Annotated in this window: 18 protein-coding genes and 2 tRNA genes; 12 read left to right on the forward strand and 8 right to left on the reverse strand. The window is 38.2% G+C overall.

The features are described from left to right. Positions 1-75 precede the first annotated feature (75 nt). Positions 76-654: an outer membrane beta-barrel protein gene (locus CWD91_RS21435; protein ID WP_103443065.1), complete on the forward strand. Its 579-nt coding sequence runs from the start codon at positions 76-78 to the stop codon at positions 652-654. Positions 655-730: 76 nt separating this feature from the next. Here CWD91_RS21435 and CWD91_RS21440 read toward each other — a convergent pair whose 3' ends face one another. Further along, entirely contained in the window at positions 731-1,648 is a 918-nt protein-coding gene (locus tag CWD91_RS21440; protein WP_103443032.1) for an FKBP-type peptidyl-prolyl cis-trans isomerase, read from the reverse strand. Between the two features lie 79 nt (positions 1,649-1,727). On the opposite strand from CWD91_RS21440, the gene CWD91_RS21445 reads away from it, so the two are divergent. The 3 genes from CWD91_RS21445 to CWD91_RS21455 are packed head-to-tail and all read left to right on the forward strand — an operon-like array spanning position 1,728 to position 3,182. After that, on the forward strand, positions 1,728-2,102 hold the full coding sequence (locus CWD91_RS21445) for an RNA-binding S4 domain-containing protein (RefSeq protein WP_103443033.1): 375 nt from the start codon (positions 1,728-1,730) through the stop codon (positions 2,100-2,102). Beyond that, positions 2,086-2,673, forward strand: coding sequence for a methyltransferase domain-containing protein (locus CWD91_RS21450; protein WP_103443034.1), 588 nt, complete (start codon positions 2,086-2,088; stop codon positions 2,671-2,673). The genes CWD91_RS21445 and CWD91_RS21450 overlap by 17 nt, the downstream gene beginning before the upstream one ends. A gap of 8 nt (positions 2,674-2,681) precedes the next feature. Continuing rightward, complete coding sequence (locus tag CWD91_RS21455) at positions 2,682-3,182, forward strand: phosphoribosyltransferase family protein (protein WP_103443066.1); 501 nt, start codon at positions 2,682-2,684, stop codon at positions 3,180-3,182. On the opposite strand, the gene CWD91_RS21460 is transcribed toward CWD91_RS21455, so the two are convergent. Continuing rightward, positions 3,171-3,686, reverse strand: a complete 516-nt coding sequence (locus tag CWD91_RS21460) for a shikimate kinase (RefSeq protein ID WP_103443035.1) — start codon at positions 3,684-3,686, stop codon at positions 3,171-3,173. The genes CWD91_RS21455 and CWD91_RS21460 overlap by 12 nt on opposite strands. A 136-nt stretch (positions 3,687-3,822) precedes the next feature. On the opposite strand from CWD91_RS21460, the gene CWD91_RS21465 reads away from it, so the two are divergent. The 5 genes from CWD91_RS21465 (at position 3,823) to CWD91_RS21485 (ending at position 7,055) form a co-directional block, all read left to right on the forward strand. Beyond that, positions 3,823-3,895, forward strand: a tRNA-Lys gene (locus CWD91_RS21465). Positions 3,896-4,004: 109 nt separating this feature from the next. Beyond that, positions 4,005-4,091: transfer RNA gene (locus CWD91_RS21470), tRNA-Leu, on the forward strand. A 183-nt stretch (positions 4,092-4,274) separates the two neighbouring features. Continuing rightward, on the forward strand, positions 4,275-5,738 hold the full coding sequence (locus CWD91_RS21475) for a phytoene desaturase family protein (protein WP_103443036.1): 1,464 nt from the start codon (positions 4,275-4,277) through the stop codon (positions 5,736-5,738). Between the two features lie 2 nt (positions 5,739-5,740). After that, positions 5,741-6,580 carry a phytoene/squalene synthase family protein gene (locus CWD91_RS21480; protein ID WP_103443037.1) on the forward strand — a complete coding sequence of 280 codons (840 nt, stop codon included), beginning with the start codon at positions 5,741-5,743 and terminating at the stop codon, positions 6,578-6,580. 1 nt (position 6,581) lies between these two features. Continuing rightward, complete coding sequence (locus tag CWD91_RS21485) at positions 6,582-7,055, forward strand: sterol desaturase family protein (RefSeq protein WP_103443038.1); 474 nt, start codon at positions 6,582-6,584, stop codon at positions 7,053-7,055. A gap of 7 nt (positions 7,056-7,062) precedes the next feature. Here CWD91_RS21485 and CWD91_RS21490 read toward each other — a convergent pair whose 3' ends face one another. The 6 genes from CWD91_RS21490 to CWD91_RS21515 form a co-directional block, all read right to left on the reverse strand. Then, a complete protein-coding gene (locus tag CWD91_RS21490) occupies positions 7,063-7,623 on the reverse strand; it encodes a TlpA family protein disulfide reductase (protein WP_103443039.1) in 561 nt (186 codons plus the stop codon). 10 nt (positions 7,624-7,633) lie between these two features. Continuing rightward, positions 7,634-8,194: a TlpA family protein disulfide reductase gene (locus tag CWD91_RS21495; RefSeq protein WP_103443040.1), complete on the reverse strand. Its 561-nt coding sequence runs from the start codon at positions 8,192-8,194 to the stop codon at positions 7,634-7,636. A 77-nt stretch (positions 8,195-8,271) separates the two neighbouring features. Next, entirely contained in the window at positions 8,272-10,539 is a 2,268-nt protein-coding gene (locus tag CWD91_RS21500; RefSeq protein WP_103443041.1) for an aconitate hydratase, read from the reverse strand. Between the two features lie 203 nt (positions 10,540-10,742). Continuing rightward, positions 10,743-11,696: an AAA family ATPase gene (locus CWD91_RS21505; protein ID WP_103443042.1), complete on the reverse strand. Its 954-nt coding sequence runs from the start codon at positions 11,694-11,696 to the stop codon at positions 10,743-10,745. A gap of 4 nt (positions 11,697-11,700) precedes the next feature. After that, a complete protein-coding gene (locus CWD91_RS21510) occupies positions 11,701-13,152 on the reverse strand; it encodes a peptidylprolyl isomerase (protein WP_103443067.1) in 1,452 nt (483 codons plus the stop codon). Further along, positions 13,136-14,029, reverse strand: a complete 894-nt coding sequence (locus tag CWD91_RS21515; protein WP_103443043.1) for a peptidylprolyl isomerase — start codon at positions 14,027-14,029, stop codon at positions 13,136-13,138. The genes CWD91_RS21510 and CWD91_RS21515 overlap by 17 nt, the downstream gene beginning before the upstream one ends. Positions 14,030-14,146: 117 nt before the next feature. Here CWD91_RS21515 and CWD91_RS21520 point away from each other — a divergent pair, with 117 nt between their 5' ends. From CWD91_RS21520 to CWD91_RS21530, 3 genes are read left to right on the forward strand one after another with little or no spacing between them, the layout of a single operon-like run. Continuing rightward, positions 14,147-14,395 (forward strand): hypothetical protein, encoded by a 249-nt coding sequence (locus tag CWD91_RS21520; protein ID WP_103443044.1) that lies wholly within the window; start codon positions 14,147-14,149, stop codon positions 14,393-14,395. Between the two features lie 23 nt (positions 14,396-14,418). Beyond that, a complete protein-coding gene (locus CWD91_RS21525; protein ID WP_103443045.1) occupies positions 14,419-15,567 on the forward strand; it encodes a serine hydrolase in 1,149 nt (382 codons plus the stop codon). Next, positions 15,564-16,079, forward strand: a complete 516-nt coding sequence (locus CWD91_RS21530) for an SRPBCC family protein (protein WP_103443046.1) — start codon at positions 15,564-15,566, stop codon at positions 16,077-16,079. The genes CWD91_RS21525 and CWD91_RS21530 overlap by 4 nt, the downstream gene beginning before the upstream one ends. Positions 16,080-16,123: the final 44 nt, after the last annotated feature.

Here is a 16,123-nt window from a genome sequence, read left to right on the forward strand (position 1 = left end):
TTTTTAAGTTAAACAATTAAAAATGTTGTGCCTATAATTGCACAATGTATTCTAATTTTAAAAGAACACACTATGATCAAGAAAACAGTTTTATTAGCTGCTATCGCCTTAATAGGCTTTAGTGCAAATGCGCAGAATGGTTCAGGATTTGGAATCAAGGGAGGCCTTAACTATGGCGCCAATGGTGATTATTTTGAATCTACCGAACAAGCCTACAAGGACCCCAAGAGCAATGTAGGATACCATATTGGAATCTTTGGTAAAGTAGGGGACAAAATTTATCTAAGACCAGAATTGGTGTACACCAAAACAAAATCCGATTATGAAAACAATAGTCTGGCAATGAGTAAATTGGATGCTCCAATCTTGTTAGGTGTTAACTTAATTGGACCATTAAACCTATTTGCAGGGCCTGCATTCCAATATATTTTGGACACGGACTATGATGGAATTACGATTGGGGATGTAGAAAATGATTTTACAGTGGGACTAAATATAGGTGCCGGACTGTCCTTTGGCAAGTTTGGAATAGACCTAAGATATGAACGAGGTTTTAGCGAAAATGAGGTAACAGTAGTAGATGGACCATTTTCCAATGACCGTATAGACACTAGACCAGACCAATTAATCTTGAGTGTGGCCTTGAAACTTTAAATAAAAACGTCGTAATAATAAAAATGCCCTCGCTAACACGAGGGCATTTTTTATTTACACCAGTATAAATTCAACCTTAGATATTTTTATCCAAATAATCAGGAACACCATCGTTATTGGCATCCTTAATTTCATCTTCGGTAAGAATACCGTCCCCATCATCATCTGTATCCAAATAATTTGGAATGCCGTCCTCGTCGGTATCATCGTTAAAAAGATTTCCGTCTTTATTTAAATCTTCCAGGATCGTATTTATGCCATCGCGATCATGATCTGTTGTATTGGTTGCCAATAAGTTTACTTCAAACATTAAAGGTGCATAGGATACTCCAGGAGCACTTCCGCTGAAATAGGCAATTCCTGAAGGCATAAAAATTAGGCCTACACCACTTCCGGTTACGGTAAAAGTTCCATCCCCATTTTCAATTATATCACCACCGGATTTAAATTTGGGCATTCCTTCCTTAAACCCTTTTATTACTCCGGAATTGCCGGAAACTCCAGACCCTTGCATATCAAACCACACAGGTGTTCCGAGTCTACTGTCGAAAATTGTTCCATCCAAGCGCATACCTTGATATTTTAGGTAGACAGAATCTACAGGTGTAGGATTTTCGCCAGCACCCTCTCTTGCCACAACATAATACAAGGTATGTTCAATATCCACTTCCCCTGCATCCAATCCCAAATCACTGGACGATATCTTTATCACCTGAGTCTTGGCATCTTCAAACAAGGATTTTTTGTCGGCATTGGCACCGGCAATAGTATCTATCTTTATTCTTAGGTCAAAACCTTCATCGATCGGTTCCGCAAAATCATCATAGTTATAAAAATGTGTTTTTAAATAAGCTTGAATTTCAGCATCGTTTTCAACTGCAACTTCACTTAGCAATCTGGGGGGCACTACTTCAATGTCATTGCCATCGTCTTTCTTACAAGACCAGATAGTAACAAAAATTAAAGTAAGTAAAAGAATTCTCTTTATAGTCATTGATTTCTTATTTAAAGGGCGCAAGATACAATTTTCAACTATTTTTGTAGAAGACGTTAACAAAGATTTTCAATAGTTTATGCGAATTGACAAATACCTATGGAGCACCCGCTATTTTAAAACGCGAAATATAGCTACGGAGGCCTGTAAAAAGGGGCATATTAGAATCAACGATCAAGTGGTAAAACCATCAAGGGATGTATATCCCTTGGATAAGGTGGTTGTTAGAAAAAATCAAATTAATTACGAATTTACGGTGTTGGATGTTCCAGAAAGTAGGGTTGGCGCCAAACTTGTGGACATTTACCGCAAGGATACCACTCCCAAGGAAGCTTTTGAACACAATGAGTTGTTACAGTTCTCCAAAGATTATTATAGAAAAAAGGGAGCTGGAAGACCTACAAAAAAAGACAGAAGGGATATAGACGGTTACTTGGATGACGAAACTGAATAAGGACTATTGGGAACGTAAGTATGATTTAGGAGATACGGGTTGGGACATAGGTTACATTTCAACTCCACTAAAAGAATACATAGACCAATTGAAGGATGAAAATTTAAAAATCCTAATCCCTGGAGTCGGAAATGCCCATGAACTGTTTTATCTGGTAGAAAATGGTTTTTCCAATGTGTATGTTATCGACATCGCCAAGCAGCCATTGGAATACATAAAAAGAAGGATTCCCGATTTTCCTGACGATCAACTCCTGGAAGGGGATTTCTTTGATTTGGAATTGAATAATTTTGATTTAATCCTAGAACAGACTTTTTTTTGCGCCCTTGATCCAAGGAGGAGGACGGATTATGTTCACAAGATCCAGCAACTCCTTAAACCCAATGGCAAATTGATAGGGCTGTTTTTTAATTTTCCCTTATCGGAAGCAGGACCGCCTTTTGGGGGTAACCCAGCCGAATACAAGTCGCTTTTTAAAAAGCATTTCAGAATCAAGATTTTGGAAACTGCACACAATTCCATAAAACCGAGAGCGGATAAGGAACTCTTTTTTATATTTGAATCTAAATAGAAATGAATATGTCCAATAGAATATTGTCCCATGACCAGATACAGCATAAGATTAAACGCATTGCCTATCAGATTTATGAGGCCAATGTGGATGAACCGGAAATAATTATTGCCGGTATTGAGGGTGGGGGATTAAATTTCGCCAAAAAAATTCAGGCCGTACTCCAAAAAATAACAGAGGCCAACATTATTTTATGCAAAGTAATCATGGACAAATCCAACCCGTTGGCCAGTGGTGTCAAGACCTCCATACCAGAATCGGAATATGCCAATAAATCAGTTGTCCTGGTAGACGATGTGCTCAATTCGGGGACAACTTTAATATATGGTGTCCATCATTTTTTACGCGTCCCTTTAAAACAGCTTAAAACAGCTGTATTGGTCAATAGAAATCACAAGAAATATCCGGTTAAAGCGGATTATAAAGGAATATCCCTTTCCACATCACTCCAGGAACACATAAATGTTGAATTCAAGGCTAAAAACGATTCGGTTTATTTAACCGAGTAATTGTTGTATTTCGGCAACTAATGTCTCAGGGAACTTATTATCGCATTCAATAATATGCGTGGCTTTAAGATAGTAGTTATTTCGCTCAAATAAATGCTTTCCAATAAATTCCGGTAGGTCACCATCATCAATATTTTTGATCAAGGGTCTATGGTCTTTTTCCTTGATTAATCTTTTCACGAGACCGGGAATGGAAATTTTTAAATAAAAAACATGGTCTGCCAAGGCCAACATGGTTTCCATATTTCCAGAATAACAGGGTGTACCACCTCCAGTAGACAGAATAATATTGTTTTTTTGGGACAAAACATTATTTAAATATTCATGCTCCATGTTCCTAAAAAAGATCTCTCCTTTCCCCTTAAAAATATTCGAAATGCTGTCGCCAACTCCTTCCTCAATAACTTCGTCCAGGTCTAAAAAACTTATTACCAATTCCTTAGCCAATAATTTACCAATAGTGGTCTTACCACTACCCATATACCCAACCAATACTATTTTCACGTCCTAATTTTTTGTAAAATTGGGCTAATTTGGTGGTAATTCAAAAAAAAAAAAAAAAATCTCAAAAAGGACTTGTAAAACAAACAAATGATCTTATATTTGCACCCGCAAACAGCAATAGTTTGCCTCTAATTATGACCTGGTAGCTCAGTTGGTAGAGCATCTCCCTTTTAAGGAGAGGGTCCTGGGTTCGAGCCCCAGCCCGGTCACAAAAAAGTTAAGTCTCGTACTTAACTTTTTTTGTTTAAAATAGTTTCGAATTACCTAAATTTAGAGACTATTTACAATTGCTTAAAAGTCTTTTAACTAGATTTTTTAGCCCACGTGGTGAAATTGGTAGACACGCCACCTTGAGGGGGTGGTGTTCGCAAGGACGTGCTAGTTCGAATCTAGTCGTGGGCACCAAAACCGTTGACATCCTATTGAAAGTCAACGGTTTTTTTATTTTCATAAACTTTGCATTAGACCGGCCAACCCTTAAATCCTCAACTAAAAAAAGATTCACATTACTTATCTTGAAAATAAACCTTATTTTCATAATCGGCCATCTTTACAAAAAATCATATCAATTAATTTACACAACCACCTATGGGTAAAAAAGTTATCATAATTGGATCGGGGTTTTCATCACTTTCAGCATCTTGCTATTTAGCAAACCAGGGTTATGAGGTGTCCATTTATGAGAAAAATAAGACCGTTGGCGGCAGGGCAAGGCAGTTTGTCCGTGATGGGTTTACTTTTGATATGGGCCCCAGCTGGTATTGGATGCCCGATATATTTGACAGCTTTTTCAAAGATTTCGGAAAAAAGACCTCCGACTTCTATCAATTGGACAAGTTAGATCCTGCCTATAAAATTTTCTTTTCAGACGATATTATTACCATTGGCGATAGTATGGACAAAATCTGTGATGAATTTGAACGTATAGAAAAAGGGAGTGCAAAACCTTTACGCAAGTTTATTAAAAAAGCCCAGGACAATTATGAAATCGCCATTCATAAAATTGTGCTGCGCCCAGGCCTTTCCCCTTTGGAATTGGTGAGCAAGGATACGGTACTGCGATTAGATCAGTTTTTTAAATCAATCAGTCATGATGTACGCAAAAGATTTAAGAATCCAAAACTGATATCCACACTGGAATTTCCAGTTTTGTTCTTAGGGGCCAAACCCAATAAAACCCCTTCTTTTTATAGTTTTATGAATTTTGCGGATTTTGGGCTGGGCACTTGGCACCCCAAAGGTGGTATGTATCAGGTAATTAGAGCCATGGAACTTTTGGCATTGGAATTGGGAGTCAAAATTTACACGGAACAAGCAGTAACAAAAATCGAAGTAACCAAGGGTAAAGCCACGGGAATTGGAATAGAGGGAATCAATATGAATGCAGATGTTGTGTTAAGCGGTGCCGATTATCATCATTCCGAAACGCTTCTGGAACCGCAATTTCGCCAATATTCCGAAGCCTATTGGAACAAAAAGACCTTCGCTCCATCGTCGTTATTATTCTATGTGGGGTTTGATAAAAAACTACAAAACGTTTCGCACCATAACCTATTTTTCGATACAAGCTTTGAACAACACGCCATCGAAATATATGATGACCCCAAATGGCCCGAAGCCCCCCTCTTCTATGCCAATTTTCCCTCGATTACAGATGCCAGCATGGCACCCGAAGGTTGCGAAACAGGCTTTTTTTTAATTCCCATTGCCCCTGATTTAGAGGATAACCAACAATTGCGAAATAAGTACTTTGATATTATTTTGGACCGGTTTCAGAATCTTACCGGGCAGAAAGTAGGGAATAATATTCTTTTTAAGGAGGACTTTTGTGTCAATGATTTTATAGAGCAATACAATTCCTATAAGGGAAATGCCTACGGCATGGCCAATACGCTAATGCAAACCGCCTTTCTTAGACCTAAGTTACAAAGCAAAAAAGTAGAAAATCTCTTTTTTACCGGCCAGCTTACGGTCCCAGGTCCCGGCGTGCCGCCAGCTCTAATTTCCGGTAAATTGGTATCCGAACTTATCGTAAAATATCAGAAATCTTAAATATGAAGTCAATTTATGATACCGTTTCCCTGGAATGCAGTAAGCTCGTCACCGAACATTACAGTACCTCCTTTTCCTTTGCCACAAAAATGCTTGCCCCGTCCATAAGAGGCGATATTTATAACATTTATGGCTTTGTAAGGTTTGCCGATGAAATTGTGGACAGTTTTCACAACTACGATAAAATGTACTTGTTGGATAAATTTGAAACGGATTTGAAGGATGCCTTAGATAAAAAAATAAGCCTAAACCCCATTCTAAATTCGTTTCAACATACTTTCCATAAATATGACTTACCACTACATCTAGTTACCTCATTTATGAAGAGTATGCGGATGGATCTTGAAAAAACCGTTCGCCTTACCGAAAACCAGTATCAACAATATATTTATGGCTCCGCCGACGCAATTGGATTAATGTGTTTAACGGTCTTTGTTAAGGGAGATAAAGAAGCCTACGAGAAACTAAAACCCTCAGCAATAGCCTTGGGGTCTGCCTTTCAGAAGGTGAATTTCTTAAGGGATTTAAAAACAGATTTTGAGGATTTGAATAGAACCTATTTTCCAAATACCAACCTGAACGATTTTACCGAGGAGGCCAAAAACGAAATTGTAACCGAAATAAAAGCCGATTTTAGATTGGGATATTCAGGGATAATAAACCTGCCCAATGAAGCCAAGTTTGGAGTTTATACCGCCTACAGATATTACTATAAATTATTGAAAAAACTTCAGCTAACCCATTCTACAAAGATCAAGGATACCAGAATACGTGTATCCAATCCACAAAAATTTAGTTTGTTGGTAAAAGCGTATATTAATTATAAATTAAAGCTGGTATAGAATGAAAATGACAATTTGGATTTTAATTTTCTTTGCGACTTTTTCCTTTATGGAATTTATGGCCTGGTTTACCCATAAATACATTATGCACGGTTTCTTATGGTCCTTGCACAAAGATCACCATAAAAAGGACCACGATTCTTGGTTTGAAAGAAATGATGCCTTTTTCGTATTCTATGCCGCCGTAAGCATTACTTCTTTTTGGCTTGGTTCCCAAACCGAATTCTGGTACGGATGGCCATTAGGTTTTGGTATATTGGCCTATGGAATTGCCTACTTCCTTGTTCATGATATTTTTATACACCAAAGGTTCAAAATTTTCAGAAACGCCAATAATTGGTATGCCAAAGGCGTTAGGAGAGCACATAAGATGCATCACAAACATTTGGGGAAAGAAGAGGGGGAATGCTTTGGAATGTTATTTGTGCCCTTCAAGTATTTCCAGAAAAAAGAAAAACTACAAAAGGACATTTAAGTAAGTACTACTCTTTCAACAAGTCATCAATAAGCGCCCTTGTTTTACTACTATTCCAATCTGCAGCACCGGTCTCTGCCACAATTATTTTTCCCTCCCTATCAATAATATATGTAGTGGGTAGCAGTTTGGAGCGAAGCATTTTCGGAGGCTCGAAGGATGGAAAGTAAATAGGTAGATCCAAATCCTTCCTTTCTAAAAAGCTTACCACCTTTTGGCGATCCTCAGAAGTTACGAACATAAAGACAACCTTATTGTTATAATCGTTATAGAGCTCCTGAAAACTGGGCATTTCCGCTACACATGGAGGACACCAGGTGGCCCAAAAATTTACAAGGATTATTTTTTCCTTTTGATCTTCAAAATTGAATGTTCCATTTTCCAGATCCGTTAATTTCCACTGGTAAGTGTCCAATGGCACCTGCATTCCCTCTTTCACCTTGGCCGCACTGGAGGACAGCAATCTACTGGCAATAACCTTCACCTTAAAACCTATAGGAGTAAACAACAGAATTAGGATCCCCAAAATAAAAATACCATTGACAATCCACTTCTTTGTAGGCACCATATGCTTTTTTCTATTTGCTTATAAGGTCGTTCAAAATCGCCTTCACCTTATCATTATCCCAATCTGCTACCCCCTCCTTGCTTATTACAATCCTTCCGTCCTTATCCAATAAATAGGATCGCGGTGGTTTGGACCCGTCTACGGGCATGGGGTCACCAACTATGGAGTAGGTAACAGGGAAAGTAAAGCCATGATCCTTCATAAATTTCTCTACGGGCTCCCTTTCTTCATTGGTTATGATATAAAAATCTATCTTATCCTTGTAATCGTCATATAATTTTTGAATACTTTCAACTTCTGCCTCACTGGGAATATTCCAGGACCTCCAAAAATTAATGAACACAACACGTCCCTTGGATCTATTAAAATTGAAAAAGTTCCAATTGGCATCCTTTAATTTCCAATTGTAATTAGTAATCTGTCCCCTGTTAATTTCATTCGTCACCTCGGGGGAAAAAGAAAACCATTTATTTAATAACACCTTACTATAATCGCCTAAAGGCGTTACAAAAAAAGATAGAATTAAAGCCATTACGGCAATGTTCAAAACTGTTTTTTTACGAATTTTCATTTAATTTATCCTTTTGTCAAAACTAAAAAACTCCTGATGAATATCAGGAGTTTTTATAAAGTATTTACAGCATTAATTTAGGCCGCGTTCTCTCTCTTGATAACGTTAAGGGCAGAGCCTACATTAAACCATTCTATCTGTGATTGATTGTATGTATGGTTTAGTTTAATAGTGTCCTTACTGCCGTCCTTATGTATCAATTCCAAGGTAATTTGTTTGTCAGGAGCAAAATCCTTTATATCCACAAAGTTAAAAGTATCATCTTCCTGTATTAAGTCATAATCGCTTTCTTTGGCAAATGTTAGACCCAGCATACCCTGCTTCTTAAGGTTGGTTTCATGAATCCTGGCAAAAGACTTAACAATTACGACAGCAACTCCCAAATGTCTTGGCTGCATAGCAGCATGTTCACGTGAAGATCCTTCGCCGTAGTTGTGATCTCCCACAACAACGGTTTTTATACCGGCCGCTTTGTACGCCCTTTGTGCATCAGGCACACCTACATATTCTCCAGTGAGCTGATTCTTTACAAAATTTGTTTTCTTATTAAAGGCATTTACCGCTCCAATTAGGGTATTGTTGGCTATATTATCCAAATGCCCCCTAAAACGCAACCAAGGACCTGCCATAGAGATATGATCAGTAGTACATTTTCCAAAGGCCTTGATCAATAATTTGGCCCCCTGTAAGCTTTCTGGCTTAATTGGCATAAAGGGATCAAGCAATTGCAAACGTTCAGATTTGAGATCTACTTTTACTTGAACACCTGAACCATCTTCCATAGGCGCCAAATAGCCTGCATCTTCAACTTCAAACCCTTTTGGAGGCAATTCAATTCCCATTGGCTCATCAAATTTCACTTCTTGCCCATCTTCATTGATCAAAGTATCGTTCATTGGATCAAAATCCAATCTACCCGAAATTGCTATGGCAGCCACCATTTCCGGTGAACCAACAAAAGCATGGGTATTGGGATTTCCATCCGCCCTTTTGGAAAAGTTACGGTTAAAGGAATGGACTATAGTATTCTTTTCATCACCTTTAAGATCACTGCGATCCCATTGACCAATACAAGGTCCGCATGCGTTAGTAAATATGGTTGCCCCTAAATTTTCGAATATCTGCAATAATCCATCACGTTGCGCTGTAAATCGAATTTGCTCAGATCCTGGGTTAATACCGAAATCAGATTTTGCCTTTATCTTTTTATCAACAGCTTGTTGTGCTATAGAAGCAGCCCTGGTTAAATCCTCATAAGAAGAATTGGTACAGGACCCTATTAAGCCCCAATCCACTTTTAAGGGCCATCCATTGGCTTTTGCCTTTTCTCCCAACTGCCCAACAGGTGTGGCTAAATCCGGTGTAAACGGACCATTAAGATGAGGTCTAAGCGTGTTCAGGTCAATTTCTATAATTTCATCAAAATATTTTTCAGGATTGGCATATACCTCAGGGTCGGCTGTTAAATAATCCTTAACTGCATTTGCCGCATCTGCAACATCATTTCTATCCGTAGCCCTTAAATACCTTTCCATAGAGGCATCGTAACCAAAGGTAGAGGTTGTAGCACCTACTTCTGCACCCATGTTACAGATGGTACCTTTTCCAGTACATGAAAGATTTATAGCCCCTTCACCGAAATATTCTATAATAGCTCCCGTACCTCCTTTTACAGTAAGGATACCGGCCACCTTTAAGATTACATCCTTGGCGGATGTCCAACCAGAGATATTACCCGTTAATTTTACACCTATCAATTTGGGAAACTTCAATTCCCAAGCCATTCCGGCCATAACATCAACAGCATCTGCACCACCAACACCAATAGCAACCATCCCAAGGCCACCAGCGTTTACCGTGTGGGAGTCGGTACCTATCATCATTCCTCCAGGAAATGCATAATTTTCAAGGACCACTTGGTGAATTATACCTGCACCTGGCTTCCAAAAACCGATTCCGTACTTATTGGATACCGATTCCAAAAAATTAAAAACTTCGGCACTCGAAGTGTTGGCAACTTTCAAATCTGCCACAGCGCCACTTTTTGCCTGAATCAGGTGATCACAATGAACAGTGGTCGGTACAGCTACTTTGGGTTTACCTGCTTGCATAAATTGCAATAATGCCATTTGTGCCGTAGCATCTTGACAGGCGATTCGATCCGGTGCGAAATCAACATAGTCCTTACCTCTTCTAAAAGCCTTAGTAGGACTGCCTTCCCATAGGTGGGAGTACAAAATTTTCTCTGAAAGGGTCAAAGGTTTGCCTACAACTTCACGTGCCTTATCCACACGCTCAGACATGTTAGCATACACCTTTTTAATCATATCAATATCGAATGCCATTATCTATAAAATTTTAGTTTAAGTAATTCCTCAAAATTAAGAAAATACCTTACGTTTATAAAACTTTTATACCAAGAATACCCCAAGAATACGCCAAATTTATGTAATTGTAAAAAAGAATGCCCTAATTGGAATGGAAATGCAATAAAATACAATTTTTCATGCCTTTGAAATAGAAAAAATTTCTAGCCTGCTTAGCTTAGCTATAAAAGCTTGCGGATAATATCCTCTTCGGAAATTCCTTCGGCCTCGGCCTTATAATTTTTAATAATACGATGTCTTAAGATACCCATGGACACAGCTTTGACATCTTCGATGTCCGGTGAAAACTTTCCATTCACGGCAGAATGGGCCTTTGCTCCCAATATTAAATTCTGGGATGCTCTGGGTCCAGCGCCCCAATCTACGAATTGTTTAACAAATTCCGAGGCACCTTCCTGATTAGGCCTTGTGCTGTTCACCAATTTCACAGCATATTCCACCACCTTATCCGGCACAGGTATCCTGCGGACCAAATGTTGTATATCCAATATTTCTTTAGGTGTAAACAAGGGTACAATTTCTGGTTGAAAATCGGAAGTTGTTTCCTTTACCACCTTGATTTCCTCCTCTATGGAAGGGTACTTCAGTTCTATGGCAAACATAAAGCGATCCAGTTGCGCTTCGGGCAAGGGGTAAGTGCCCTCCTGTTCTATCGGATTTTGGGTTGCCAAAACAAAATATGGCAAATCCAACTTATATTGATTTCCCGCTATGGTTACCGCCCTTTCCTGCATAGCTTCCAACAAAGCTGCCTGGGTTTTGGGAGGAGTACGGTTAATTTCATCTGCCAAAATTATATTGGAAAAAATAGGCCCTTTTATAAATTTGAAATTTCTATTTTGATCCAATACTTCGCTCCCTAGGATGTCACTCGGCATTAAATCAGGTGTAAACTGTATTCTTTTAAAGCCCAATCCCAAGGCAGAAGCAATAGTATTGACCATAAGGGTCTTGGCCAAACCAGGAACTCCGATCAGTAGGGAGTGCCCCCCTGTGTAAATAGAAAGCAGTACTTGATCCACCACCTCTTCTTGACCAATAATAATCTTGGCTATTTCTTGTTTTAATGCCTTATTTTTCTCAACTAAATTCTTAATTGCCAGTACATCAGACATGCATTTAATCCTTTATCCAATTATTTGCAAAATCACAGTCTTTGTTTCCTGCATTAACACTTACATAGGTGTCTTCAATATGGTCATCCATCCATTTCTTAATGGCATTATACTGCTTTTCCCTTAGGGCCAATTCCTGAATTTTTATGTAATCCTTGGCAAAATCCGCAACATGCTCGTCATAGCGGTTGGTAATTTTCATGATTTTGTACTTTGGACTACCACCTCTGGGATCGTTCTCCAGAATAGGCATGGAAATTTCATTGTCCTTAATGTCCCTAACCTGGTTGTAAAGGGAAGGCTCCATTTTAGTAAGCTCAAAACGTGAGCTATAATCCTGTGGATTTCTTAACAAACCTCCATCAAATTTGGTTTCCTTTTCATCCGAAAAATTCAAGGCCGCAGCGGCAAAGGTAAATTTACCGTCCAAAACACCTTTTTTTATACTATCCAATTCTGTACGCGCATTGTCCAATTCCTTTTGGGATATCTCCGGTGATATAAGTATATGCCTTAGATCCAGTTCTTGACCCCTTATTTTTTCGACAAAAATGATATGATAGCCAAAAGGAGTTTCAAAAGGATCGGAAATCTCACCTTCCCTTAAACTAAAGGCCACATCCTTAAATTCCTTAACAAATGGAGTTTCACGGGTCATACTATAGTACCCACCTTTGGATTTTGACCCCGGATCTTGGGAATACAAAATGGCCTTCACGCTAAAACTGGCATCGTTTTCCTCAATATCTGCCTTAATGCCATTTAATTTATCTATTACCTTTTGCTTTTCTTCATCGGTGGCTTTAGGTTCCTTTACAATCTGTGCAATCTCCAATTCCGCTCCAAAAACGGGTCTTTCATCTACTGGGATTTTGTTAAAGAATTGCCTAACCTCCTCAGGAGTAATCTCTATTTCCGAAACAATTTTATTTTGCATTTTTTCGGATAACATTCTCAACTTGTTTATCTTGTAAAGATCTTCACGAAAACTGGCTTCATCGTCTTTTTTATAGTATTTCAACACCTTTTCCATAGAACCGATCTGAGACACCAATTGCTGCAATTGTCGATCCCCTTGTGAATTTACCTCGTCATCCGAGACCAAAATACTATCCTGAACCGCCTGATGGGCATATAAACGATCCTCCATCAATTTACCCAAAAGACCACATCTTGTTACATCGGCAGTGGAGGCACCCTGACTTTTCAGATCTATCAAAGTTTTCTCAATATCCGATTCCAAAATAACATAGTCGCCAACTACCGCAGCAATTCCGTCCAATTTTATCCTTTCAAAATTGTTCACCGAATCATTTTTGGTTATCATCGACTCCTCAACAGTTACCTCCTGAGGTTCTACCTGGGTATCTGGAAGTTTTTCACTTTCTTGCGCGCTTACAATCCCTGACAACAATAATATAGACAGGGAAAAACTTGTTTTAATTACCTTGTTCATAAACTTCAAATTCTTTTTCTTTAATAGCTTCATCCATTAACTCTACTTCCAATTTTTTCATATAATCCAACTTCCTTCTATTTAAAAGCAGTTGCTTAATGGTCGGTTCGATATAAGGAAGGGGAGCAATATCGTTGATTTCCAACAAATCGTTTACCTTTGCCAAATATACCCCTAAAGAGTCCTGTAATTCAAAAAATTGTGATTTTTTTAAGTACTTATCCTGATTTTCAGGGGATAAGGGAGTAATTTCTTCCATTACCCTAAATACACTTACCCAAATGGAATCGTTAAAATTCACTTTTCTGAACTGAACACTTATGGAATCTAAATATCGCTTATCCTCCTCTTTAAAGTCTTTTAATTTCTTGGCTACCAAATCCTTGTCCAAATATTGTATTGGCAATTCAACAAACCGCAATTGCATTATCCTTTCCTTCAATTTGAAATTTTCCTTTTCACGCTCGTAAAATTCGGTAAGTTGAGCCTTACTTATGGCAGTATCATGGGATTTTAAGACCAATGCTTCCTTATAAGCCCCTGTATACAAATCCGTTCTGTAATTGGAAACCAATTGTTCATAATGTTCCAGCTTATCCTCGGGCAGATTTATTTTGGCCTTGGACAGTAACAATTGTTTATAAGCCCAATTATTAATATAATTATTGACCAACGAGGTACTATCTGCCTTGGACATATTGGCCAAAAGCAGTGCTTTCAAATCCTCTTTATACAAGTAATTTTCCCCTACCCTAGCTACAGGAATTTTGTCTACCTTCCTATTAAAAAGAGAATCACAAGATATACAAGTACATAGCAATAATGCGCTCACTAATAATCTTGAAATATTCACCCGCTTTATTTTACAAAAATCCATTCCGCAAATTTAGCAATTAAGACGCATTATGCAAGTTCTCTGTTTTTAATAAAACTGGGCTGCATTTAACCTATTCTTTACAGCATAAGTTATTCCTTTTATTGTTAATTTTATTCAATGGAAGACAGACAAATAAAACTAATTTGGGATTTTAGGGGTGAATCAGCACAGAATACGGCCCAGCACCATAAAATACATCTTGAGGAATATGTTTTGGCCCAAAATTTAAAGTTGAACATCACTGGAAATTTGACCCTAAATGACATGCACGCCATTGCATATCTAGTTGTAACCGAATCTGAAATGATTGCTGTTAGGGACGCCCTAAAACCTCACCGAGGAGAAGTTTACACTGCAAAGGAATAATTAATAATACCTAAACCAAACCTATGGGCAAAAGATATGTTTTTTCCCTTATCGTATTAATGTCTTTGCTTTTTTCATGTAGCCCCCAAATTGAACAGCCAAATTTTTTGGAATTGGCCCTATCCTCCACCAATCCAAAAATAAAAAGAGTGATGGACAGTGTAGCGCAATATGAGCTGCAAATAAGGTACACTAAAATTCAAAGGATAAAGGACAGTATTGTTTTTACCGATTACAATTATCAGGTCAACGACAGCAATTATTTCTACCCCGCAAGTACGGTTAAAATATTAACAGCATTGCTGAGTCTGGAAAAACTGAACGAAATGGATTCCTTGGACCTTTACACCAAGTTTTATGTTGAGGGCGACTCCTTGGAAACTACATTTGCCAATGAGATTTCCAAGATTTTCGCCGTAAGCGACAATGAGGCCAACAACCGATTATTCGAATTTTTAGGTCAGGACCGTATAAATAAAAGTTTAAAGGACAGGGGTATAGCCCCAGTACGAATCTCACACCGACTTTCAACGGAAAATGCCTTTGAAGTAACCACAAGACCACTGATTATTTACCTAAACGATACTACCGTAACTTTGTTGGAACCAAGTACTAATAAGCCAGCCAAACCTTTATTAATAAAAGGAATAAAAAAAGGTGTGGGCTACTACGAAGAGAACACCTTAACGAACGGACCATTTGATTTTAGTCTAAAAAATTATTTCCCTCTAAGCACCCAAAACGAAGTGTTGAAAAGAATCATCTTTCCTGGGCAATTCACAAAAAATGAACAATTTAACCTAAGTCAGGAACAATATGAGTTCCTCTTAAAGGCTATGTCCGACTTGCCTAAAAATATTGGCTATGATGAAATGGATTATTACGATGGCTATGGTAAGTTTTTTATGTTCGGGGATACGAAAGACACTATTCCCGAATACCTTAAAATATACAATAAAGTTGGTAATGCCTATGGTACCATTACGGATTGCGCCTATATAATAGATAGTAAAAACAATATTGAATTCATCCTAACTGCCACACTTTTGGTAAACAAGGATGGAATTTTCAACGACAATAAATACGAATATGAGACAATTGGACTTCCTTTTCTAGCACAATTGGGACGTGAAATATATAATCTGGAAATAGTACAAAAGCAACTAAAATGAGCACACTTAGTTTTGATTCCTTTACCAAAAAAATATACATTAAAACCAATTTGGAAAAAATTTATTGGTCCTGGTGTACTGCGGATGGGATTACCTCCTGGTTTTTAAGTAATGCCTCCTACACTTCCAGCGGTGGACGTCTAAAATCAGGGACGGATGAAATTGCCGAAGGGGATAGTTATATCTGGGAATGGCATAATTGGGACGGTCAAGAGAAAGGGAAAGTAATACAGGCCAACGGTAAAGATTTTTTGGAAATTACTTTCGCCGGTCTATGTCATGTCTCTATTTCCATGGAAGTGCAGGGAAAGTATATACTACTTACCCTAAGACAATACAACATACCCACCGATGACAATAGCAAATTAAATATACATTATGGGTGTAGCAATGGCTGGACATTCTGGCTGGCCAATCTAAAAGCTTATTTGGAACATGGCATCCTACTGAATGAGACGGAATTTGACCTAAGGGCCATACCTCTTGCTGGATTTGAATTTGTGAACATGTAAATTGCTGGAATTTTTTATTTGCTTTTATATACACTAACTACTCT

Origin of the sequence: Arenibacter hampyeongensis, assembly GCF_002909255.1 — a bacterium.
In the GTDB taxonomy this organism is placed as follows: domain Bacteria; phylum Bacteroidota; class Bacteroidia; order Flavobacteriales; family Flavobacteriaceae; genus Arenibacter; species Arenibacter hampyeongensis.

Bases quoted from the DNA above. Each gene is read 5' to 3' on its own strand.
- CWD91_RS21495 (WP_103443040.1), bottom strand. From the start codon at position 8,194: ATGAAAATTCGTAAAAAAACAGTTTTGAACATTGCCGTAATGGCTTTA.
- CWD91_RS21450 (WP_103443034.1), top strand. From the start codon at position 2,086: ATGACGAAACTGAATAAGGACTATTGGGAACGTAAGTATGATTTAGGA.
- CWD91_RS21500 (WP_103443041.1), bottom strand. From the start codon at position 10,539: ATGGCATTCGATATTGATATGATTAAAAAGGTGTATGCTAACATGTCT.
- CWD91_RS21525 (WP_103443045.1), top strand. From the start codon at position 14,419: ATGGGCAAAAGATATGTTTTTTCCCTTATCGTATTAATGTCTTTGCTT.
- CWD91_RS21440 (WP_103443032.1), bottom strand. From the start codon at position 1,648: ATGACTATAAAGAGAATTCTTTTACTTACTTTAATTTTTGTTACTATC.
- CWD91_RS21485 (WP_103443038.1), top strand. From the start codon at position 6,582: ATGAAAATGACAATTTGGATTTTAATTTTCTTTGCGACTTTTTCCTTT.
- CWD91_RS21520 (WP_103443044.1), top strand. From the start codon at position 14,147: ATGGAAGACAGACAAATAAAACTAATTTGGGATTTTAGGGGTGAATCA.
- CWD91_RS21510 (WP_103443067.1), bottom strand. From the start codon at position 13,152: ATGAACAAGGTAATTAAAACAAGTTTTTCCCTGTCTATATTATTGTTG.
- CWD91_RS21480 (WP_103443037.1), top strand. From the start codon at position 5,741: ATGAAGTCAATTTATGATACCGTTTCCCTGGAATGCAGTAAGCTCGTC.
- CWD91_RS21515 (WP_103443043.1), bottom strand. From the start codon at position 14,029: ATGGATTTTTGTAAAATAAAGCGGGTGAATATTTCAAGATTATTAGTG.
- CWD91_RS21475 (WP_103443036.1), top strand. From the start codon at position 4,275: ATGGGTAAAAAAGTTATCATAATTGGATCGGGGTTTTCATCACTTTCA.
- CWD91_RS21490 (WP_103443039.1), bottom strand. From the start codon at position 7,623: ATGGTGCCTACAAAGAAGTGGATTGTCAATGGTATTTTTATTTTGGGG.
- CWD91_RS21455 (WP_103443066.1), top strand. From the start codon at position 2,682: ATGTCCAATAGAATATTGTCCCATGACCAGATACAGCATAAGATTAAA.
- CWD91_RS21530 (WP_103443046.1), top strand. From the start codon at position 15,564: ATGAGCACACTTAGTTTTGATTCCTTTACCAAAAAAATATACATTAAA.
- CWD91_RS21505 (WP_103443042.1), bottom strand. From the start codon at position 11,696: ATGTCTGATGTACTGGCAATTAAGAATTTAGTTGAGAAAAATAAGGCA.
- CWD91_RS21445 (WP_103443033.1), top strand. From the start codon at position 1,728: ATGCGAATTGACAAATACCTATGGAGCACCCGCTATTTTAAAACGCGA.